Below are 22,764 nucleotides of genomic sequence, written 5' to 3'. Positions count from 1 at the left end.
TTACTATTTTTTGCCTATTATCAGTGTGGCTTGCTTTAAAATATCATTTTCCATTCGTAATTGTTTAATTTCTTTTCTTAGATGAATTAGTTCATTTTCTTCTGGGCTTCGATTATCTTTTGCTTTAAATGAACCAGAATTATTGAATTCATGAATTCATTTTCAAACTGTTGATTTACCGACCTGATAGTCACTGGACAATTGTTTTGCTGTTTTACCTGTTTTATAAAGACTAACAATTTGTTGTTTAAATTCATCGGTATAATGATTCTTTGCCATAATTACACCTCCATTTATTAATTTAATTATAATCCTTACTCCACATTATTGTTGTCCAATTTATCTTAACCCATCCAAATAATAATAAAATTTATTAAAAAATAAATTTGTAAACAGTGTATAGTGTAAAAATAAACAATAAAATTATTTAATAAAATCACATATAAAAACTAGTGTGCCACAGCTAAGATATATGATCAATTATAATAAATATTAAAATCCTTTAACCATAACACGGAAAAAGTTTAAAATCTTAATAATTACAAAAATACCAAATGGAATTAAAATAATTCATGCATCACCTAAAAAAGTCATTAATTGTGGTAATACAGCATAAATTGCTTCTTTAACTTTCATCATTGCTTGCCCTAAACCACTTCAAATAGAACCCATTCCATCTGAAATAGTAGGTTTATCACCAACTGCTAAAAAATTAACCACTGTTGTTAAATACATACCTAACATTATTTTTTATCCTCCTTATTTTCAATTTCTTTCTTATCTTTTTTCTTACCTTTAATTTGTCTAATTTTTTGATAAATTGATAAACCAATTCACGCAAAAATACCTAATATAATAACAACACTAAAAATTGTCGTTAATCAAACTGGCATAATATATCTCCTTTCAATAAATTAAAAAATTGAAATTTGCAAACTCGCTCCGCTCGTTGTCGCTTTGCTCCACTTAAAAAACATTATTGAATAAATTACCCGCTAATAAATTACGCGGATAATTTATTCTTTACTTTTTAATTTCAATATCATTATGCAATCTTATTGACAATATTAATAACATTATCTTTACCATACTTTTTTACTAACGACCGCAAAATAAAATATTGCTTTGTTTGCATAATTCCAACTCCTTAAAATTTTTAAAAAATAATAACTTTAATATTAATAATTTCTATATATAAAAGAAAAAACAAGATTATATCTTGTTTTTAACTAAAACCCGTATCTTTGCAACACTCCCAGGGGAAACACCATATCTTTATCAAGGGGAAGAATTTGGGATGGAAAATAATGATTATCAAAATATTAATCAACTGAAAGATATTGAATCAATCAATTATTATCAAATTTTGCAACAAAAGGGTTATGAAAGATCTGCAATTTTAAAGGTTCTTAGTGCACGTTCACGGGATAATGATCGAACACCAATGCAATGAAATGATCAGCAGTTTAGTGGATTTAGTTCTCATCAACCATGAATTAATGTAAATACAAATTATTTAAAAGTTAACTGGGAAAAAGATTATCATAGTTCCCAATCAATTTTTAAAGCATATCAATTTTTAATTCAGTTCCGCAAAAAAAATTAGCCTTTAGTTATGGCCAAATTGATTTTATTGAGCTTAATCCTGTTGTACTAAGTTTTTATCGTTCTTATCAGGATCAAAAATTTTTAGTAATTATTAATTTGTCAAACCAAGAAATTATGCTTGATGATAAGGCACCTAATTTTAAAATTGTTTATAACAATTATCAAACTTTTGATAAAAAAATTAAACCATATCAAGTAATAATTTTTGATTATTTAATGTCAAACCCAGTTAAATAATCTAATCCCTTTTTTAAATGACTTAAATCTAATTCAATTTTAGCAATTAAATCATCAATACAGTCTTGAATATTTTTGTTCCTTGCAATAATTGGTTTTCAAATTTGATCTTGATGATGTGCTTTTTTACTATAATAATATTTATCAAGCAGTAAAGTAAACTTATTATTAACAAAAGACATTGATAAAACTTCTTGATATTTATTACTATTATCAATTAAATTAGCCATTACTTTTGGTGTTAAAATCTTTCGTAATTCAACTGGATCAGTTGTATTAGTATCAAATAAGTTCGAAAATTCTGTTCCTTCTAGTTGAATTTCTTTGTTATTTAAAATAAACTTTTTAAATTTGTTTTGATGAGGAACAATATTTGCTTCAATTTCAAAGTTTTTTGGTAATGTTGCAGTAAAGAAAAAGTAGTTTTCTGATCGCTTAATTTCAATTCATAATAGTAAGTAAGTCATATTAATACCATTAGCAATGCTATTTGATGTTTTTGCATCTTTGCCTTTACTATTAGAAAGACTAGCCAAAATAATTAGACCAATAAGAAGACAAAAAATTAATGTTTTTAAAAAAACCATTGTTTTTCGAACAGTAATAACACCCAATGAAAATGTGTTATTTTTTGTTGTTCCGTTAATAATTTTATTATCTAGTTTTTCTTCTAAACTACTTACTCGAATTAAACTTTGTTGTAAAAGATTATTTTTTTTTGGGTCTTTACTAAAACTAGTAAAATTTGGTTCGGGGATAATTTTAAAGTTGTTGCTTACTTCATCAAGGGTAATTTCATCTTTTCAAAGATCTTCAATTGCAATTCGGTAATATGCATTATAATCTAAGCGGTTAAGAAAGAGACTAATGCTAACAGCGCCAGCTTTGATTAAAATATAAATAATAATTGTTACCACCAATAGTGGTAAGGTAAGATAGATAAGATAAAATTGTAATTGATTATTATTAGTATTGACAATTTTAAGGATAATTCCTACTAGCAAAGATGTTGCTAAAATTGTAATTAAGATACAAAAAATAATGTCGATTATAATTGATTTTCGTGAAAAACTAGTAATTTTTTTATAGTGTTGTTGAAGATGTTCTTGATGAAGAGTTTTAATTTTATTAACTGCTGCTCCTGATAACGCAGTATTGTTCATTTCTAATTTCACTTCGCTTTCTAATGTTTATATTAATTTGGGTAAATTATAATTTAAAAAGAAGAGAATTACAAATATGTTGTAAAAATAAGTGTACTTTTTTATTAGAACTTGGTATATAATTATTATGCATTGATTATTTAGTAATTAATTATTAATAAAAGGAGTGAAAAATTAAATGAGTAACATCTTATTAACAAGTGGTCCACCTTCTCCGAATTGAATTACCCCAACGAATACGCCGTATGATATTTTAGCAACATATGGTGGTTGAGTTCATATGTATGCTGTATTTATTACAACGGGAATGATTTTATCTGTTTTAGTCTGTTTTATTCGGTTAAAAATTAAGAAGATTCCAATTGAACCTTTAATTTGGTCAATTTTTGTTATTATTCCTTTTTCATTATTTGGTGCTAGTTTTTTTGGAAAAGTTAATAATGATATTCATAATCTATGAGTAACAGAACCAGGAGCCGTACCATTTTGATCATTATTTGCCTTTTGAAAAGCAGGAATGAGTATTCATGGTGGTGTTCTGTTTGGAACTATTGCTGGTTTAATTGTCTTTGGGATTGTTGGACGAAAAGCAAAAGTTTCTCTTTGAGTTTACACTGATGCGATTATTCCAAATATTTTATTGGGACAAGTATTAGGGCGTTGAGGTAATTTCTTTAATCACGAATTATTGGGGAGTGTTGCTTCTTATGATTCATTACGTTGATTACCAGCATTTATTCGTGATAACTTATGACAATGAGATGGTTTATCACCAGAAACAGTTGGCGGACAAATTGTCTTTCGTCAACCAATCTTCTTATATGAATCGTTCTTCAACTTTTTAGCGTGATTATTCATTACTTTCTTTATTCCGTTTGCTGGTCAATTATTTAGTAAAAAACCATGGAAAAAAGATTCAAAAGAATATCCTTTTGATTTAAAATATAATTTTATTCATTTCTTTAATCGGAAATATATTAAAAAAGATAAAATGACATGAAAAGAAGTTTGGGATAAAGCGTATTTTAATTATGTGCCAACGCAAAAACAATTAGATGAAATGCCAAAAGTATCAATTACTAAATCGAAATCAGAACTAGGTAATACTTTTAAAAGATGGTGACACAATGATAGTGCCCAATTAACAAAATTAAATAATCCTGGTCGTTATTCAATAACACGTAGTGGAGTGCAAACTGGTTTTTATTTCTTTTTATGAAATTTAATTCGTTTTGTTCTTGAAACACAACGTGATGATGTCTCAACATTATTTATTAAAAATTATCGGAAATTAGATTATGCTGTTTTAATTTTAATTGCAGTATTGGGATTAGTATTAGCAGTTTATGCGCAATTAGGAGCTCCAAGAAAATTCCGTAAAAATGGTTTTATTTATGAAAAAGAATATGTTGATTTTGAAAGTTTACAAACTTGAAAATTTGATAAATATTTAACTAATAATATCGTTATTGGAGAAGACAACTATGTTGATAAATTACCAACGATTATTAAAATAAAAGTAATGGAATTCCTAGGTTATCAAGATGAAACTTTTGATAAATATTTTGAATTAAAATATTTTAAAGCCAATGATCAAACTTTAACTAATAATGAAATTACTAATTATAGCTTTAAAATTGTCGCGTTACCAACCAAAAACAATAAGTTTATTGATGATTTAGTTGTTAATCAAACATATAAAGTTGATTTAAGCAAAGTTTTAAAACATGCAACGTTAAAATTAACTAAACCAAATAATAATCAATATTTAACATTATCAAATCAACAATTTGGAACATTATTAAATGATCTTGCTCATCATAATGAAACAGCAACGCAAATTAAAGTAATTTGGAATAAGTTTTATCCAAATATTAATGAGAAGAAAACAACTATTTTTAACCTTAATCTTAATGAATTAATTAATTTTGATGAATTAAAAATTAGCCCAGATGCTAAAAAAATTGAAGTATCAAAATTCAAATTTAAAGAAAACCAATTTTATTATTTTAATAAAAAAGTTTGTTTTAAATTAAACTGACAATAAAAAGTGTACAATGGAAGTAGAAAGAGGGGGAGAGTTATGTTAACAAAAGAGATGGAAAAAGACTTACAACAATATATTAATGAACATCTTAAAATGCAATTTTTTTGTTATAATTTAAGTTCAGCCGCTGAAAAATTAGGTTTTCCTGGTTTTAGTCATTATTTTCAAGTTCAAGCCCAAGACGAAATTTTACATCAACGTCGAATTATGAACTTTGTATTAGATCGTGATGGTCATTATGAAGTAAAAAATATTACTGAAGAATATCATAATGTTAAAAATATTACTGAACTAATGGAAACCTATCAAACAAAACGGGCATATTTTGCTGATTTAACCAATAAATTAGCACATCATGCGCAAGAAGTTGGTGATTTAGTAACTTATAAATTTTATGATTGATTTATAATTGATTTTTATGAAGAATTAGCGGAAATAAAAGATATTATTGATTGAATTAAAATGTCAGATAATAGCTATTATAATATTGATGATAAAATGGGAGCAAAAGAAGAACCAGATACTTTAGCAGTTATTGATCCATTTAGTCCACATGCATAATAATACTTTTTCTTTTAAAAATTTTTAATTTTAAAAGAAAAAGTATTTTTTATTGATTTCCAATTTAAAATTAATATTATGAGAAGTAAAGCATTAGAAGACAATTTAAAAACAATGATAATTAAGGGCAAGCCAGGTTTAAAATTGCCATCAGAAGCAATGCTGATGAAACAATATCAGGTTAGTCGAACGACTGTTCGTGATGCATTTAAAAAGTTAATTGGGGAAAATATGATTTATAGTCTGCAGGGGAAAGGTTATTTTACTTTAAATCAAGCCTTTTGAAGCACAGAAATATCGTTTTCAAAAAAATATGACAGTGCAGTTAATAAATTATATGTTGTTAATATTCCGTTTGATTCATATTTTATTGATACATATCAATGTTCGGATAATGATTTTATGAGTTTAATTAAAGTTCGTTATCAAAATGATCAGATTAAAAAATATTCTATTATTTGAGTTAATAAAACAATTTTAAAAAATCTTAATTTTAAAGATTGTGAAGATAGTTTATTATCTTATATTAACTCTCGTAATATTACGCTAGTTAATAACCTGAAATATTTAGGCTTAGAATTACCTAATATCTATGACAAAAAGTTTTTGCAGTTAAATTTTAAAACATATATCCCGAAAAAATATTCAATTACTTTTTCTGAATATCATGAAGTTGTTGAATGTAGTAAAGAAACATATCAACCTGAAAAATTTGAATTTTATAAAGTAAATTATTTTTAATAAGAACTTGTTACGACAAGTTCTTATTTTTATTTTGGCAAATAAAATTAAAATTGAAGGGAGAAATCAAAAATGGCAAAATCAGAAAATTTAAGGAAAAAAGAAAACTATTTTATGAAATTAAAAAACAAAATTAAAGCGACATTTGAAGGGGGAAAGAATTCACAATTTAAAATTGGAATTAATAAATTTGCTAAAGCAATTTTAACAATGATTGCAATTTTGCCAGTTGCCGGATTGTTTATTGTTGTTGGTAAGATTATTGGACCATTAGGTTTTGGCCAAATTACGAGTATTACCAAAGTAGCCAACCATATTGGAACAATTATTGAGACAATTGGTTGGATGCCATTTCGTCATATTGGATTGTTGTTTGCCATTGCCATTGGTGGATTATGAGCTAAAAACAGAGCAGGGGGTTGTTTTGCTGGAGCAATTGCTTATTTAACATTATTAAGTGTTGGAGCAACATTTTTTGTAACAAGAACAGGAACTGATGGAACTGAGTTTATGAATTATATTTTAGGGGGAAAATGAACCAACCAAAAAGATTATTTTAGTAATCAAGAAGGCGTTTATTCGCTTCGCTTCGACGCATTAGGAGGAATTATTACTGGTTTTATTGGAGCTGGGGTTTACAATAAATTTTTTGCTTTTAATCGGTTACCTAACGCATTATCTTTTTTAATGGCCCACGTTTTGTACCATTAATGGTAATTGTAATTTCTTTACCAATCGCAATTACTTTGTCTTTATTTTGACCATTAATTCAAACGGGAATAAATGTTATTGGAAAGAGTATTGCTTTAAATAATAAAATTCCGTTTATTATCCCCTTTGGTTATGGTTTTTTAGAACGTTTACTATTACCATTTGGATTACATCACATGATTACCATTCCAATGAATTATACTTCATTAGGTGGGGTTTTAGATTATACTAGTGTTAATACTTTCTCAGATACTTTATTTGAAAATTATCCGCTTACAAAATAAGAACTGGTAGCTTTTTTTGATTATACTGTTGCTGAGCATTTAGTTGATAAAAAGAGTTTAGTTTCAGAAGGACAAGAACAAATGTTATATACCTGAATTACAGCGTTAAATTTAGTTAAAAATAATTGAACGGAATATGCAAATAATATTGTTCCAAATTCAACGGGGGTTAATGATGTTTATCAAATTGTAATGAACGCTTTTGAACCAGTGCGTTTTAAAGTTGGACAAATGGTTACTTCAACAGGGTCATTAATTGGTGCTGGAATTGGAATGATGTATGCAATTAGTAAAACTAATCGCGTTAAATATAAATCAATTTATATTTCTGGGGGATTAGCTTGCTTATTAACCGGTGTGACAGAACCAATTGAATTTATTTTTATGTATACAGCACCATTATTATATTTAGCACACGCGGTAATGACAGGAATGGCTTTTAGGATGGCTGATTTAGTTCCGATGCGAATTCATGCTTTTGGAGCAATTGAAATTATTATGAAATACTTTTTAGTATTAGGACCAACAACATTAATTACAGACAATATTAAAACTAATTTATGATTAGATGGTTGTTGATTTATTTTAGTTAGTGCTCTTTTTCTCGCAATTTACTTTGGAATCTTTTATGGGTTAACAAAAAGATTAAAACCAAATATTCCTGGTGTTGGTGAAGAAGTTAATATTGTTTTTTCCTTGACCCCTAATCAAAAAGAAACGGGGGGGGGTAATGACAAAATAATTCATAAAATTGTTAGTTTACTTGGAACGGCAGAAAATATTGAAGAAGTTGATTGTTGTATGACTAGATTACGAGTTGTTGTTAAAGATGATAAAAAAGTGGTTGATAAATTTAAAGAAGAAACAGGTGCGATTGGGGTTATTAAGCAAGGAAAGTATTATCAAATTGTTTATGGACCAAAAGTAAGCATTTATAAAGAAAAAATTGATGAATACTTAAGTGATCAAATTGCAGAAGGGGAGGAGAAATATTAATGATTAAAGATAAGAATTTATTAGCATATTCATTTCCCCAAAAGAAACCATTTTTTGATCTTAACTATGATTATGCTGTTGTTAGAAAAATTAGTGATTTTTGATGGCAAGATGATAGTTTATATCTTGAAGTTACATTAAGTAATTTACAAAAATCAACTTTAAAAATAACATTATATTCTAATGGAATCATTAACTTACAGTATTATCAAAAAAAGATAAATAATAGTCGATTTGCTGAGCATTTAAACTCATTAAATCTTAAGAAAATTGATTTAATTAATCATCCTAATTATTTTGAAATAAAATTATTAAAGAATGAAAAGTTGGTAATTCAAAAGGAACCCTTTCAAATAACATTACTTGATTGCAATGCTGTTGTTAAATTTAAAACCAATACTCGTAAAGGATATGAAATGTTTGAAAATTATCGTACGCCCCCATTAGGTTGAAAAATTGGTAAAAGTAATGAATGACAACCATTTATGTCGTTTTGGTTAATGAATGATGAAAAAATATATGGGTTGGGGGAAAAATTTCGTTTTTTAGTTAAAAATGGAATTGAGACAACGATTTGAAATAGTGATAATTCTTGTGTTGCAAATCATGATTTAGCATATAACGGATTGCCGTTATTTTATTCAACAAAAAAATGAGGAGTATTAGTTAATACTGGTGAACAAACTAGTTTTGAAATTGGTTCGCCAGTAACTGATGCTATTAGTTTCCTTAGTTTTGAATCCTGTTTAGACCTTTATTTTTTTACGGGGTCAACAATGAAGGAACTGATTAGTCAGTATACCGACTTAACTGGTAAACCAACAGAAATCCTTGATTTGAGTTATGGGATATGATGTAATCGCTTGTATTATCATAATAAAGCTGAATTGTGAGCAGAAATTGAAAAAAGCAACAAAGTTAATTTCCCATTAGATGTTATTTGTTTGGACCCAAAATGATTAGAAAACCGCTATACAAAAAGTTGTAACTTTGAGTATAACGAAAATGCTTTTGGTTCTTTTCAAGAATTATTTGCTCAATTAAAAACAAAAAACATTGCCGTTTGTTTTTGAATTAACCATTATTTATAAGCTGATAATAGTGTGAATTGACAAATTGCTTTGAAAAATAATTATTTAGTAAAAATAACAAATGATAATTCATATGCCAATCCGCTAACAGGAACCGAAACTTATCAAACAAATTGTGGTATTGTTGATTTTACTAATCCAGCTGCTGTTAAGTGATATCAAGATGAATTGCAAAAATTATTTAAATTAGGATTACGATTTGTTAAACCAGATTATGGGGATGGTATCCCACCCAATCCCACCCAATGCTTATTTTAATAACGGTTTAACGGGAGAAGAATTTCGCCAATATTATCATTTTTTATATTAGACTTCTTGCGATACCCTTTTTTATTAAAATATTATTATAAAATATAATTTATGAGGACATAAAAATATGAACAATAATAAATTTAATACTCTTAATGATAGAGAATGGTTAAGATTAACAGGAATAAAAAAATCCACTTTTAATAAAATGTTAGATATTTTAAAAGTTGCTGAAATAGAAAAATTTAAAAAAGGTGGTAAAACTAATAAATTATCATTAGAAAATAGATTATTGATGACTTTATTATATTGACGAGAATATCAGACTTATTTTCATCTTGGTAAAAGTTTTGATATTAGTGAGGCTAATTTTTATCGTAATATTAAGTGAATTGAAGATATTTTAATTAAAAACTCTGATTTTCAACAACTTGCTGGTAAAAAAGCACTAATAAATGATTATTTTAATGATAAAACTATTATTATTGATGCTACCGAAACTTCAATCCAACGCCCATAAAAAAGACAAAAACAATCTTATTCTGGTAAAAAGAAAAAACACACGATCAAAACACAAGTAATTATCGAACAAGAAACCAAAAAAATTATTGCAACAAGTTTTTCGCTCGGAAAAAAACATGATTATGCTTTATTTAAAAAATCAAAAATCCCAATTTTAAAAAATACCAAATTAATAGTTGATAGTGGTTATCAAGGAATACAAAAAAATCACAATAATGTTCTAATACCTACAAAGAAAACAAATAAAAACCCTTTAAACAAAGAACAAAAGCAATATAATAGACTAGTTTCAAAAATGAGAATTATTATTGAAAATATTTTTGCTATTCTTAAAAAATTTAAAATTATTACAGAAAAATATCGTAATCGAAGAAAAAGATTTGGTTTAAGATTTAATTTAATTGCCTCAATTTATAATTTACAATTATTATATTTAACATAAAATATTTATTTAAAATTAAATAATTTAAATAATAAATTAATTTTTCGTTGTGGAAAAATATTAAATTTTTAAATAAAAAACATAATTAATTAAAATTATATTTTTCTATTAGTATCTTTTTTACAAATATTTGCAATTTTTTAACAAGTAATGCAAGAAGTCTATTGTAAAACAGCATATGATGCTAGTGTTAAGTATTTTGGGCCAAACAAAACATTATCTTTTTGCCGGCCAGGATATATTGGCACACAACGCTTCTCAGAAAAATGATCTGGTGATAGTTATTCAAATTTTACAGAATTAAAGATTCATTTAAATGCGGGGTTATCGTTAGGAATGAGTGGGGAAATGGCATAAGGAACTGACATTGGTGGTTTTTATAGTAGACTTCTTGCATTACTTGTTAAAAAATTGCAAATATTTGTAAAAAAGATACTAATAGAAAAATATAATTTTAATTAATTATGTTTTTTATTTAAAAATTTAATATTTTTCCACAACGAAAAATTAATTTATTATTTAAATTATTTAAATTTAAATAAATATTTTATGTTAAATATAATAATTGTAAATTATAAATTGAGGCAATTAAATTAAATCTTAAACCAAATCTTTTTCTTCGATTACGATATTTTTCTGTAATAATTTTAAATTTTTTAAGAATAGCAAAAATATTTTCAATAATAATTCTCATTTTTGAAACTAGTCTATTATATTGCTTTTGTTCTTTGTTTAAAGGGTTTTTCTTTGTTTTCTTTGTAGGTATTAGAACATTATTGTGATTTTTTTGTATTCCTTGATAACCACTATCAACTATTAATTTGGTATTTTTTAAAATTGGGCTTTTTGATTCTTTAAATAAAGCATAATCATGTTTTTTTCCGAGCGAAAAACTTGTTGCAATAATTTTTTTGGTTTCTTGTTCGATAATTACTTGTGTTTTTATCGTGTGTTTTTTCTTTTTACCAGAATAAGATTGTTTTTGTCTTTTTTTGGGCGTTGGATTGGAGTTTCGGTAGCATCAATAATAATAATTTTATCATTAAAATAATCATTTATTAGTGCTTTTTTACCAGCAAGTTGTTGAAAATCAGAGTTTTTAATTAAAATATCTTCAATTCACTTAATATTACGATAACAATTAGCCTCACTAATATCAAAACTTTTACCAAGATGAAAATAAGTCTGATATTCTCGTCAATATAATAAAGTCATCAATAATCTATTTTCTAATGATAATTTATTAGTTTTACCACCTTTTTTAAATTTTTCTATTTCAGCAACTTTTAAAATATCTAACATTTTATTAAAAGTGGATTTTTTTATTCCTGTTAATCTTAACCATTCTCTATCATTAAGATGGATGGGTTAAGATAAATTGGACAACAATAATGTGGAGTAAGGATTATAATTAAATTAATAAATGGAGGTGTAATTATGGCAAAGAATCATTATACCGATGAATTTAAACAACAAATTGTTAGTCTTTATAAAACAGGTAAAACAGCAAAACAATTGTCCAGTGACTATCAGGTCGGTAAATCAACAGTTTGAAAATGAATTCATGAATTCAATAATTCTGGTTCATTTAAAGCAAAAGATAATCGAAGCCCAGAAGAAAATGAACTAATTCATCTAAGAAAAGAAATTAAACAATTACGAATGGAAAATGATATTTTAAAGCAAGCCACACTGATAATAGGCAAAAAATAGTAATTATTAAAAACAACAAAGAAAAATATGCAATTACTAATTTATGCAAAACACTAAAAGTTCCTAGATCAACGTTTTATTATCAATTGAAATCAAATAATCCTAAATCAAACCATACTATTGATAATGCTGTTATCATTATTTTCTTAAAAAGTCGTAAAAATTATGGCACAAGAAAAATTAAAGTTATGTTAGCACAACAAAATATTTTATTATCACGAATAAAAATTAGTAAAATAATGCAAAGATATAACTTAATTTCCAATTATACAAAACTTAAATATAAACATCAAAGTAACAAAAACGCTATATACAAATATCATAATTTGTTAAATCAAGAATTTAATAATTATAAACTACATGAAGTTGTTGTCAGTGATTTAACACAAGTTGCTATCAATAGCAAATGATATTATGTGTGCTTTCTAATTGATTTATTTAATCGTGAAGTTATTGGTTATGATGTTAGTTCTCATAAAGATGCCAAATTAGTTGAAAATACTTTTAAAAAGCTTAGTTTTTCTTTAGATAATATTAAAATATTTCATACTGATCAAGGCAGCGAATTTAATAACAATATCATTTACAATCTTTTAGCTAAAAACAATGTTGCAAAATCTTATAGTAAACCAGGCTGTCCTTATGATAATGCTGTTTCTGAATCAACCTATAAAATTTTAAAAACAGAATTAATTAAAAACAGAAAATTTAAAAATATTGAACAATTTAAATTAGAATTATTTGACTATGTTAATTGATACAATAATGTACGAATTCACAGCAAATTAAATTATTTAACACCAATTGAATATAAAAATCTTTACTCTACATAAAATTTGTCCAAAAAACCCTTGCCATTCCAAGAGTATTAAATTTATTATTGTTCATATTTTTATGTCCTCATAAATTATATTTTATAATAATATTTTAATAAAAAAGGGTATCGCAAGAAGTCTAGTGAAGAACCATTTGATGAATACCTTTATATGCGTTGAACACAAGTGGGAATGTTATGTCCTTTATCACGTTTTCATGGAATTGGCCCGCGTGAACCATAAAACTTTTCAGCAAGGGTGTTAGATAACGCAATAAAATATGCAAAATTAAAACGAAAACTATTACCATATTTTAAAATGTGTGAATTAGAGGCAGCAACAACAGGGGTTCCAATTTTGCGAGCAATGGTGTTGGAAAATGAAGATGATTCAATTGCACAATTAATTTATGATCAGTTTTATTTAGGAAGTAATTTATTAGTGGCACCTGTTTTAACACCACAAACAACAAAGCGAGAAGTTTACTTGCCAGCTGGAGAATGGTTTTTGTTCGGGCAAAAAGAAAAAAAATATCTTGGAAAGCAATCTTATTTATTGGTTTGTCCGGTTGATGAAATGCTAATTTTTGTAAAAGGAAACAATATTATTCCAACTATTAAAGAAGATAATTATCATTTTGAACAATTAGATACTGTTTCATTGAAATTAAATCTTTATGGAACATTACCAGCACAATACGACTTAAAGTTTAAACTTAACGAAAAATTAATTATAATCACTTATCAAAATAAAAAGTTTGATGTTTCATCAAATCATAATTATCTTGTAAAATAGGTGCTATTTACATTTTTTCCTTAAAAAAGAGTATAATATATAATACTTTAAGTAGAGGAGACATAATTATGGAAATATCTATATGAGTAATAACCATTATTGCTGTTGCAATTGGTTTTTACTTTCTTGGGTTTTTATGTGAAAAATATCTAAGATTTAAATTAATTAAAAAAACGAAGTTAAAAATAAAACAAGCTGAAGAAAAGGCAAAAAAAATTATTAATGTTGCAAAAGCTGATGGAAAAGTTGAAGCAGCACAAATTCGACAAGAAATGAATAATGAATTAGCTCGTAAACGAGAAGAATTTTTAGAAACAGAAAAGTTCTTAACAAATAGAGAGCGTTTAATTATTGAACGTGAAGAAGTATTACATAGTAAAGAACAAGAAACGTTTCGTAAAAAAGAAGAATTACAGGGAAAGATTAATTATTACCAAGAACTAGTTGAACATAATCTTCAACAACTTGAAAAAGTTGCAGGTTATTCTCTTGAAGAAGCGAAAGATGTACTTTTTAAAGAAATAAGTGACCATTACCAAAAAGAAATTGGTGAATTTTTAAAAAATGCTGAGAATACAGCAAAAATTAATGCTAAAGAAACAGCGATTAGTATTGTTACTAGTGCAATTGAACGGTATGCTGTTAATATTGTGGTAGAGAAAACAACCACTTCTGTTTATTTAGAAGATGATAATATGAAAGGCCGAATTATTGGGAAAGATGGTCGTAATATTCGAACTTTTGAAGTTGCTGCTGGAGTTGATCTAATCATTGATGATACTCCAAATGTTGTTCAAATTTCATCTTTTAATCCTATTCGTCGTGAAATTGCCAAAAAAACATTAGAAAAATTATTAATTGATGGGCGGATTCAGCCAAATCGGATTGAAGAAACAATCAAATTAGAACAAGATGAAATTGAAATGACAATTTTAGAAACAGGAAAAGAAGTTGTTGCGGAATTAGAATTAGATAATATGGACATTGAATTGATTCGTCATTTAGGAATCTTAAAATATCGAACTAGTTATGGCCAAAATGTTTTATTGCATTCAATCGAAGTTGCTAAATTAGCAGCAACAATGGCTAGTGAATTAGGTTTAGATGCAACGATTGCAATGCGAGCTGGTTTATTACATGATATTGGAAAAGCAGTTGATTTTGACAACGAAGGAAGCCATGTTACCTTAGGAGTTAAATTAGCAACAAAATGTGGTGAAAATTCAATTGTTATTAATGCAATTGCTTCACACCATAGTGAGGTTCCTGCTAATAATCCATATTCAGTTTTAATTTCTGCAGCTGATACATTATCAGCAGCACGCCCAGGGAGTCGTAATAATAATCTTGAAAATTATATTGCCCGAATGTCTGAATTAGAAAAAATCTGTCAAACAGTAGTTGGCGTTCAGTCAGTTTATGCTTTACAAGCAGGTCGTCAAATCCGTGTTATTGTTAATCCAGTTATTAGCGATGATGACCGTACCCATAAAATTGCAATTGATATTAAAGAAAAAATTAAAAAAGCAAAGGCAATCCCAGGAGATATTGTTATTACGGTAATTAGAGAATTACGAATCACAGAGACTGTTATTTAAAAGAATAATTTTTTGGTCGTATAAATTATTTTGGGGTCTTAAATTAATATCTTAGAAATTGTGGAATAATATACCACTTACTTATTTAGATTGTATTACTTTTAATTTTATTGTCAATATATTTTTCTATTTTTTTAAATTTTTCCACAAAAAAAATACATTTTTATTAAAGTTATTTAATTTCTTAGATAAAACTAATAAAAATATAAGTTTTTTTGTAAATTATTATTTACAAAATTATTAACTGAATAATTAAATTTATTTTCTTCTAACAATTGTTCATTAGTATTAAATAAATTAATTTTATTTTTTAATCCCATCATACTAGCATTTAATTTATTTCTAATAGTTTTTTCACTATAAATAGCTTTTTTAATTATAGTGCCTTTTCAATAATGAGAAATATCACCTTCAATATCACAACCAATATTATTCCATAGTGTTTGGTTTTCAATTCCTTCTTTATTATTTTTAATTAATCTAATAGTTTTATTCAAAAAAATTAATTTAGCATCGCTTATAAAAGATTTACTATCTTCTAAACACTGTAATAATCCCTCATATTTACCATTATAAAAATTATCAACTGCTTTATGATATATTTCTCTATTTTCTTTGTTTTTACTTTGATATGGATATAGTTTTTTAAATCTACTTGTAAGATGAAATTTATCTATTGTATAGTGAATTTTATTTTTAGGAAAATATTGACGCATAAAATTTTTAGTATTTTTAATCCATAATGCACCATCACCTAAAATCATAATTTCAATATTAGGTGTCAATTTGAAATGAGTTTCAATTAAAGTAAATAATTTTATAAGAACTGGTTTTAAATTTGCTTCTTTTTTAAGATAATCTGGAATATTATCCATTTCAAAAACACCTAATTTATTTGCGATTACAGGTCTTTTTACAGTATATTTTTCTTCATCATACCCAGTATGTACAGTACATGCTATCGTATGTTTTTTTATCTTTTTTCTTCCTTGCTTTGTTGAATCTAACATTTTCAAATAAGTACCATCCATTTGAATATATAAAGTGTGTGGAATATCTATTTTTTTATTACTTTTATTAAAGTAATATTCTTCGTCAGTTTTTGCATTTTTCATAATATTAGATACTGTCATTAAACTAATTTTTACATGCTCCATAGTATCTAAAATATCTTTATATCTTTTGTTCTCAGTAATAAATGATAATATTTTTTCTTTAACAGAATTATCTATTCTTTGTCATTTTTCAATTCCTAAAAGTTTATCCAAAGGAAAAATATATTCTTCTTTACCTGTTTCTGGATTAATTTTATAATATCTTCTTCTTTTAAAAGTTATTTTTCCATTTAAAATTACTAATGTTCTTTCAATTTTATCTTTTACTTTATAATATTTAAATTCTTTTAAAGTTTTATCAATTTTGTAATTTTTAAAAATTCATTCATCATAATCTTCTGAACTTTGTTGAATAATTTCAATACTCTGTATATATAATAAATTAATAAAATTATTAATAAAATTGTTATCAACATTCATCATTTTTTACCCTCTTTCCTTAGTTCTACACATTAACACAAAAATAATAAAAATGCAAAAAAAGATATTATTTTTTATTTATTATGTTATAATTTAAGTGTTAATTATTAGCAAATTAATTTAACTGAAAAAAGTAAAGTAATTTACTTTTTTTTATTTTGATGTAAAATATAGATAATAAAAAAAAAGAACCCTGTTAAGTTCTTCTGTACATGTTTTTCTCTACTTATATTTAACCATATAAAAGGAGTAAAAATGAAAGAATTTAATCCAAAAACAGCAAGTTTGGCGACTTTTTATCGTAAAATAGAGCAATTTTGAGAAAATAAATCACCTAATAAACCATATACTTTGAATGATTTAACCAATGAATTCAATCTTTCTCGCAAGTGAAGATATGATACTTATGCGAGCGAAAAGATAGTTCCTTTGCTTGAAAAACAAGTTGATAGAATTGAAAGTGAAATAATTAATTTTATGATGAAATCACCTGATGGTGCTAAATTATATTGACAACGAGCATTTAATTATAAATATTCACTGCAAGAAAAACAGTTAGAACAAGAATTAAACTTAAATAATCAACAGCCAATAATTGTTAATTTACAAACGGATATTAGAGATATTAAAAAAGAAAGTGATAATAATGCTTAATCATTTTACTTATTTGTTAGAAACACCTTATTGGTTATTACAAAATAGTAATGTTGGTAATAAATATCCCTTTGCAAAGAAATATGAGTTAGTTAATGAAATTAATCAAATTGGGACACGATATAGTGGTAAGACTATTTCAAATATTAAAATGTTTGGTGAATTATTAAAAATTAGTTTATTGATTAAAGAACCAATTTGTATCATTGCTAGTATGTATTGGAGTAAAGATTTAAAAGATAGTGTATTTCAAAATATATGAAATATGTTAGATGAAAATAATATTCCTTATACTATTAATTTATCTAATTTTACTTTTACTTTATCAAATGGGAGCAAAATATATTGTAAAGGTTTACATTCACCAAGTCGGAAAGAAAAATTAAAAGCTTTTGCTGATTTGAATAAATATAAATTAGTTATTGATTGAAGAGAAGAATGTGACCAATTTCAACAAAAAGATTTAAGTGATTTAGAGTTTGCTATTCGTGGTTATCAAAATAAAATAACAATTAATACATGTAATCCTGAGAGTTTAAAAAGATATATTGTTGGTTATTGTAATGAATTAATGCCTTTTGATGAACAAATAATGCGTAGTAAATATGAACAAATTAAATATATTGAAAAATGAAATATGAAGATTATTATTCATTATTCTAGTTGAAGACTTAATTACGAATTACCACAAGATAAAGTTAATGAACAATTAAGATTAGAACAATTAGATATTGAAAGAGCAAGAGTATGAAGTTGAGGATTGCCCGGTAATACTAGTGGTTCAATCTTTGCAAGATATATTGATATTATGCAAGCAACAGATATTATTCAACCAACTAAATTATTAGGTGGTGTTGACTTAGCAAACTCTACTAGTCCCAAAGGACATACAACAGCATCGAGCTTTTGAATATATAATTCATTTGATAAAAAAGCCTATAAAGTTGCTGAATATACACACTCAAATGCTACGCAACAATTTAAAGGACCATTAGAACAAGTAAAAGATATTTTAGAGTTTTACAACAATCAATTAAACCAATATTTTAATTTAATACAACAAGGAATATCAATTAATGTTGATGATAGTGCTTATGCAACATTAGAAAGTTTAAATAGAGAAAAATATAATTATACTTTTGGTCAATACATGAATTTTAAACCAGCACAAAAGCAGAAGTTTAAAATAAAACATCGTGTAGAAGCATTTACAATGTTAATAAATACTAATCAATTAAAATGATTATGAGAAAAATGTCCTGTAAGTAAAACCCAATATGAATTAATTCAATGAGAAGATAAACCCGATGTAAGAGAAGAACGAATGTTAGATTTATATGATGATACATTTGATAGTGATTTTTATGCTTTACACTTTGAATTAATACCAATGGTTAAACATAATAGTTCATCCGATTATAAATTATGACAACAAAGGGAGTGATTAACTTAATGAAAAAAGATATTTATGTAATACATGATGAACGTGTAATAAATGCAAAAAGACCTTATATGTCTGTTTGTGGACAAGTTAAAAAAAGACTTTGTCAAGAATTAAAAAAAGATAATATAGCAATATGTAAATTAAATTTATATAACGAATATATTAAGAAATATCAAAAAATTAAAGTATGTGTACAAGTTTTATCAAATGAACCAAATTTATTAACAGTAAATATTATTAATTATGCACTTATTTTAAAATTAAAGGAGCAAAATAACAATGAATAATACTTTCCCTAGTTTACCAAACTTAAATGATATTAATAGTGTTTTAAAATTTTATAATTATGATTGAACTATTAATTTAGCAAATATTATTGCTCGCCATCAAATGCGACTAGTAAATGGTAAAGATATTTTATTTAAGTCTCATCGTAAAGACATTTTAGAAAAATTAAATTGATGATATGAAACTTATAAAATAAAAGAAAAATTAGATAAAAATGAATTAACAGCCAGTTTAATGGGTAAAACTATCTTTGGTTTATTAGAAACTAGTGATGGCAATATTGATTTATGAATTAACCCATTTAACTTTACTTCAAGAGTAAGCAAAATAAATGAAATTGAACAAGGTGCTGATATTTGATTAAATTATCATCAATCAGATAGTGGTTTTATTTTAAATTTAATTTGTACCAAAGATAAAATAATTATTAAAGGTTGACCAAAAAATAATGAAGTAGTTGTTGGGCAAAGTAAAACACAAATTAAAGATGATGTTAGACCTGTTTTAGTACAAGAATTTAAAAACAAATTAGGTATTGTCCCTTTTTGAGAAATGATTAATGAACCTAATCCATTATTTTTATCAACTTCAACAACATTAAACCCATGGCCTACTATGGCAAATTGTTATAAATTACAATTTGATTTAGAAGATAGTTTTAATATTAAATCAAAAGAAAGATGAGCAAATCGTACTCATTGATATGGGGTATTAGATGATGATTTAATGACTGCTTATAACAAAGGCAATAAAAAAGTATTACAAGATGCTTTTGATGATATTTTTATTCAATCAGGTCAATCAGCAGTAGATGGTCAATTATCACAATCTTTACAAGTAGTACAAGGTACACCAACCTTAGAAACATATACCGAAGACGAAAAATCAATTATTGAACAAGTATATTTAGCATGTCATTTTTCTAGTCCTTTTGGTGATAAATCAGATAATGACCAAAATAAAACACAATCTTTATTAACTAAAACCAAAGATTTAGAAAAACAAGCATATTTACAAGCATATCGTAAACAATATTATACAAAAATATTTGATACTGTTTTAAAATATTATGGTTTATGAGATGGTGTTGGTGAACGACCTTATGGTTTTGATTTTGTTAGTGCTAGTTTAGTTGACCAAATGCGACAAAATGAATTAATTACTGCTAGATTAGATAATGGCACAATGGAACCAATAAGAGCAATTACTGAATATGATAATATTGATGAATTAGAAGCAAACAAATATTTTGAAAAAATAGAAAAATGACAAGATAAAATGCAAACCAAAGAAATTGAACATAATAATAAATTACTAGAATATGATGAAACTGGTAATAATCAAAATGCCTTACAAGGTAGAACAGAAATTAAGGAGAATTAACAAATGAGTAGAATTAATCCCGGAGTTATCGAAGAATTAAGAAGACAAGCCCACGATACTTTAATAGATATCAGAGAAAACATAAAAGACAATCGTCATTGAATGGTATTTCCTTTTAATGTTTATAGTTCATATATCCCTGATACTGAAACAGGATGAAAACCTAATAATGCAAAACCAAGTGATTATGGTAGTTATTCACGCATATTTGATAATATGGAAAGTACTATTGCTCAATGACAAAATAGTTTAAAAATAGTACAAAAATATAAAGGTGAAGAAATTAATATATTAACGATTGATGATTTTAATAAACAGCCAATTAATTCAACTATATGAGCCAATAATGAAACACCTTTTGCTATAAAATTAAAAGATGAAAATAATAATGTTTATTGAAAATTAATTGATGGTGAAAATATTTATGATATTAATAGAATGCTAGAATACTTAAAGCAATATAAATTAAGTTATTTTATGAATAATGATAATAAAGCAGATAATTTTTATACTAAAGAAGTTAAGGTTGGGAAATATTGAGATGCTTATATGATTGATGATAGAAGTTCAATTCAATTTGGTGAAGCTAAATTTGAACAAGTATTTACTCAACAATCAACTGAAAGACAATATACTTTATTAATTTTAGATGAAGATGTCAATAAATTAAATATTAATGATTATTATAATTTTTATACTGTATTTAATGACCGTGGTTTAAATATTGGTGGGGGTAATATTAATTCTGCACCACAAGATAGACAATGATTATATCCATCTAATGTTATTAATTATTATTCACCTTATGATGGTAGTTTTTTATGACAAGAAATTACATTTTCAAGTATTAATGACAAAATTAGTAATAGTGGTTTATCAGTAAGACAATTTATACAAACAAGTGCCCCAGGTGAAGGTTATTGTTTTCCTAAAATAACTTATGATGAAAAACTAAATAAAGGTATTGTTGAATTAGATGAAGTTTTATTAAAAGACCCGGGGGTTAGAGCAATGGCAGTTAAATTTTATGGTAATCCTATCTTTTTTGATATGCCTGTAATTGGTCGGCCAATTATTAAAGGTCAATTTAATAAAAAAGTTATGAATTCAAGAGATTTATTAATGTATAACATGTATCCTTGTCCACCCGACAAAGTTAATAATTATGCATCACCAGAAGTAAGCTGATATAACATTCAAGGTATTCAACCAACAATGATAACTGGTTATGAAGATTGAAAAAAAGATATGGAAAGTAGATATGATTTTTGAAAACAGAAAAATAGTGAGGGCATTGTTATAACCGACCCCACTACTACATCAGCAACTAATTCTAGTGTTGGTAGAAATATTCATAAAGAAGATAAAAACTCTAAATTTTATTGATCTAAAGATTGAAAAATAACACCACCAAACAAAATAAAAGTAAATGGCGGTAATGTTATAATATTATTAGTACTCAAGCATCATCATATTTTAGAAGAAAAGATGAATTTGGTAATACAGTAGGTCAAGTTCAAATTGAATATAGCAAAATGGGTTCATGTAATGTTTGAGATATTTTAAATATGAATAATTTTATTAATCGCCAAGTTACCGTATTACCTTTAAACTATACTCAAAAATTAGTATTTAATCCTTTTACGATACCGGGCGGAGTTGGTAAGTTCTTAAACTTTATTTCATTTGGTATTCCATGAGGTTGAGTAATTAACCAAGACGAAAATCATGACCTAATTTTCAATGACTTTAATGGTTTTATGAGTGCTAATATTTATAGTTTTTATAATGATGCCTTTTTGGTCTGAAAATCAAAAGGTAAGGGTTATTTACCATTTGAAATATTTAGAGAACAAGGGAACGACAAAGTTGGTGCTATATTTGGTG

General features: G+C 25.8%; 29 protein-coding genes. 22 read left to right on the top strand and 7 right to left on the bottom strand.

Annotated features, from left to right (window positions below; all coding sequences use genetic code 4):
- Positions 1-3: 3 nt before the first annotated feature.
- The 3 genes from MSROBK_RS08820 to MSROBK_RS08810 form a co-directional block, all read right to left on the bottom strand.
- The gene (locus tag MSROBK_RS08820) at positions 4-279 is read right to left on the bottom strand and encodes an IS3 family transposase (protein WP_040093310.1); all 276 of its coding nucleotides are present in this window, start codon (positions 277-279) and stop codon (positions 4-6) included.
- A 213-nt stretch (positions 280-492) separates the two neighbouring features.
- A complete protein-coding gene (locus MSROBK_RS08815; protein WP_040094103.1) occupies positions 493-744 on the bottom strand; it encodes a hypothetical protein in 252 nt (83 codons plus the stop codon).
- Positions 744-893 (bottom strand): hypothetical protein, encoded by a 150-nt coding sequence (locus MSROBK_RS08810; RefSeq protein ID WP_084218046.1) that lies wholly within the window; start codon positions 891-893, stop codon positions 744-746. Before MSROBK_RS08810 ends, MSROBK_RS08815 begins: the two co-directional genes overlap by 1 nt.
- Before the next feature lie 326 nt (positions 894-1,219).
- Here MSROBK_RS08810 and MSROBK_RS11845 point away from each other — a divergent pair, with 326 nt between their 5' ends.
- On the top strand, positions 1,220-1,606 hold the full coding sequence (locus MSROBK_RS11845) for an alpha-amylase family glycosyl hydrolase (RefSeq protein WP_227991232.1): 387 nt from the start codon (positions 1,220-1,222) through the stop codon (positions 1,604-1,606).
- 211 nt (positions 1,607-1,817) lie between these two features.
- On the opposite strand, the gene MSROBK_RS08800 is transcribed toward MSROBK_RS11845, so the two are convergent.
- Positions 1,818-3,008, bottom strand: a complete 1,191-nt coding sequence (locus MSROBK_RS08800) for a DUF3137 domain-containing protein (protein ID WP_040094101.1) — start codon at positions 3,006-3,008, stop codon at positions 1,818-1,820.
- A 178-nt stretch (positions 3,009-3,186) separates the two neighbouring features.
- On the opposite strand from MSROBK_RS08800, the gene MSROBK_RS08795 reads away from it, so the two are divergent.
- The 11 genes from MSROBK_RS08795 (at position 3,187) to MSROBK_RS08760 (ending at position 11,009) form a co-directional block, all read left to right on the top strand.
- Positions 3,187-5,055: a prolipoprotein diacylglyceryl transferase gene (locus MSROBK_RS08795; RefSeq protein ID WP_040094099.1), complete on the top strand. Its 1,869-nt coding sequence runs from the start codon at positions 3,187-3,189 to the stop codon at positions 5,053-5,055.
- A gap of 36 nt (positions 5,056-5,091) precedes the next feature.
- A complete protein-coding gene (locus MSROBK_RS08790; protein WP_040094097.1) occupies positions 5,092-5,616 on the top strand; it encodes a ferritin in 525 nt (174 codons plus the stop codon).
- Between the two features lie 78 nt (positions 5,617-5,694).
- The gene (locus MSROBK_RS08785) at positions 5,695-6,357 is read left to right on the top strand and encodes a GntR family transcriptional regulator (protein WP_227991230.1); all 663 of its coding nucleotides are present in this window, start codon (positions 5,695-5,697) and stop codon (positions 6,355-6,357) included.
- A gap of 72 nt (positions 6,358-6,429) precedes the next feature.
- On the top strand, positions 6,430-7,068 hold the full coding sequence (locus tag MSROBK_RS12195; protein WP_242441456.1) for a PTS transporter subunit EIIC: 639 nt from the start codon (positions 6,430-6,432) through the stop codon (positions 7,066-7,068).
- A complete protein-coding gene (locus MSROBK_RS12190) occupies positions 7,068-7,352 on the top strand; it encodes a PTS transporter subunit EIIC (protein ID WP_242441455.1) in 285 nt (94 codons plus the stop codon). The genes MSROBK_RS12195 and MSROBK_RS12190 overlap by 1 nt, the downstream gene beginning before the upstream one ends.
- Positions 7,353-7,433: 81 nt before the next feature.
- The gene (locus tag MSROBK_RS11835; RefSeq protein ID WP_227991227.1) at positions 7,434-8,348 is read left to right on the top strand and encodes a PTS transporter subunit EIIB; all 915 of its coding nucleotides are present in this window, start codon (positions 7,434-7,436) and stop codon (positions 8,346-8,348) included.
- Positions 8,348-9,439, top strand: a complete 1,092-nt coding sequence (locus MSROBK_RS08775) for a TIM-barrel domain-containing protein (RefSeq protein WP_052443538.1) — start codon at positions 8,348-8,350, stop codon at positions 9,437-9,439. The genes MSROBK_RS11835 and MSROBK_RS08775 overlap by 1 nt, the downstream gene beginning before the upstream one ends.
- Positions 9,440-9,451: 12 nt before the next feature.
- Positions 9,452-9,697 (top strand): TIM-barrel domain-containing protein, encoded by a 246-nt coding sequence (locus MSROBK_RS08770; protein ID WP_052443537.1) that lies wholly within the window; start codon positions 9,452-9,454, stop codon positions 9,695-9,697.
- 118 nt (positions 9,698-9,815) lie between these two features.
- Positions 9,816-10,208: a transposase family protein gene (locus MSROBK_RS14135; RefSeq protein ID WP_040094093.1), complete on the top strand. Its 393-nt coding sequence runs from the start codon at positions 9,816-9,818 to the stop codon at positions 10,206-10,208.
- 45 nt (positions 10,209-10,253) lie between these two features.
- Positions 10,254-10,652, top strand: coding sequence for a transposase family protein (locus MSROBK_RS14130; RefSeq protein ID WP_416375422.1), 399 nt, complete (start codon positions 10,254-10,256; stop codon positions 10,650-10,652).
- A gap of 150 nt (positions 10,653-10,802) precedes the next feature.
- Entirely contained in the window at positions 10,803-11,009 is a 207-nt protein-coding gene (locus MSROBK_RS08760) for a TIM-barrel domain-containing protein (RefSeq protein WP_040094091.1), read from the top strand.
- Positions 11,010-11,199: 190 nt separating this feature from the next.
- Here MSROBK_RS08760 and MSROBK_RS14125 read toward each other — a convergent pair whose 3' ends face one another.
- Entirely contained in the window at positions 11,200-11,598 is a 399-nt protein-coding gene (locus MSROBK_RS14125; RefSeq protein ID WP_416375051.1) for a transposase, read from the bottom strand.
- A complete protein-coding gene (locus tag MSROBK_RS14120) occupies positions 11,595-11,954 on the bottom strand; it encodes a transposase family protein (RefSeq protein ID WP_416375021.1) in 360 nt (119 codons plus the stop codon). The genes MSROBK_RS14125 and MSROBK_RS14120 overlap by 4 nt, the downstream gene beginning before the upstream one ends.
- 135 nt (positions 11,955-12,089) lie before the next feature.
- On the opposite strand from MSROBK_RS14120, the gene MSROBK_RS08750 reads away from it, so the two are divergent.
- The 4 genes from MSROBK_RS08750 (at position 12,090) to rny (ending at position 15,573) form a co-directional block, all read left to right on the top strand.
- Entirely contained in the window at positions 12,090-12,365 is a 276-nt protein-coding gene (locus MSROBK_RS08750) for an IS3 family transposase (protein ID WP_040093310.1), read from the top strand.
- Positions 12,308-13,198: an IS3 family transposase gene (locus MSROBK_RS08745; RefSeq protein WP_206780854.1), complete on the top strand. Its 891-nt coding sequence runs from the start codon at positions 12,308-12,310 to the stop codon at positions 13,196-13,198. The genes MSROBK_RS08750 and MSROBK_RS08745 overlap by 58 nt, the downstream gene beginning before the upstream one ends.
- 240 nt (positions 13,199-13,438) lie before the next feature.
- Positions 13,439-13,975, top strand: coding sequence for a glycoside hydrolase family 31 family protein (locus MSROBK_RS08740; RefSeq protein WP_040094084.1), 537 nt, complete (start codon positions 13,439-13,441; stop codon positions 13,973-13,975).
- A gap of 68 nt (positions 13,976-14,043) precedes the next feature.
- Complete coding sequence (rny, locus tag MSROBK_RS08735) at positions 14,044-15,573, top strand: ribonuclease Y (protein ID WP_052443535.1); 1,530 nt, start codon at positions 14,044-14,046, stop codon at positions 15,571-15,573.
- A gap of 194 nt (positions 15,574-15,767) precedes the next feature.
- Here the strand turns inward: rny and MSROBK_RS08730 are convergent, their stop codons facing one another.
- Positions 15,768-17,111, bottom strand: coding sequence for an Mbov_0401 family ICE element transposase-like protein (locus MSROBK_RS08730; RefSeq protein WP_084218044.1), 1,344 nt, complete (start codon positions 17,109-17,111; stop codon positions 15,768-15,770).
- Between the two features lie 252 nt (positions 17,112-17,363).
- Between MSROBK_RS08730 and MSROBK_RS08725 the strand changes: the two genes are divergently transcribed.
- The 6 genes from MSROBK_RS08725 to MSROBK_RS08700 all read left to right on the top strand — a co-directional run.
- Positions 17,364-17,762, top strand: coding sequence for a hypothetical protein (locus MSROBK_RS08725; RefSeq protein WP_040092461.1), 399 nt, complete (start codon positions 17,364-17,366; stop codon positions 17,760-17,762).
- Positions 17,755-19,215, top strand: coding sequence for a PBSX family phage terminase large subunit (locus MSROBK_RS08720; RefSeq protein WP_040093565.1), 1,461 nt, complete (start codon positions 17,755-17,757; stop codon positions 19,213-19,215). The genes MSROBK_RS08725 and MSROBK_RS08720 overlap by 8 nt, the downstream gene beginning before the upstream one ends.
- Positions 19,215-19,493: a hypothetical protein gene (locus MSROBK_RS08715; RefSeq protein WP_040093566.1), complete on the top strand. Its 279-nt coding sequence runs from the start codon at positions 19,215-19,217 to the stop codon at positions 19,491-19,493. The genes MSROBK_RS08720 and MSROBK_RS08715 overlap by 1 nt, the downstream gene beginning before the upstream one ends.
- Entirely contained in the window at positions 19,486-20,877 is a 1,392-nt protein-coding gene (locus MSROBK_RS08710; protein WP_040093567.1) for a hypothetical protein, read from the top strand. Before MSROBK_RS08715 ends, MSROBK_RS08710 begins: the two co-directional genes overlap by 8 nt.
- Positions 20,878-20,880: 3 nt before the next feature.
- Positions 20,881-22,386 (top strand): hypothetical protein, encoded by a 1,506-nt coding sequence (locus MSROBK_RS08705; RefSeq protein ID WP_159373259.1) that lies wholly within the window; start codon positions 20,881-20,883, stop codon positions 22,384-22,386.
- 59 nt (positions 22,387-22,445) lie between these two features.
- Positions 22,446-22,764: hypothetical protein (locus tag MSROBK_RS08700; protein ID WP_159373258.1), on the top strand; the 319-nt coding region annotated here is incomplete at its 3' end.

Source organism: Spiroplasma poulsonii (genome assembly GCF_009866525.1).
In the GTDB taxonomy this organism is placed as follows: domain Bacteria; phylum Bacillota_I; class Bacilli_A; order Mycoplasmatales; family Mycoplasmataceae; genus Spiroplasma; species Spiroplasma poulsonii.
Note: the sequence above shows the minus strand (reverse complement) of the source record. Positions and strands in the feature narration are given on the sequence as shown.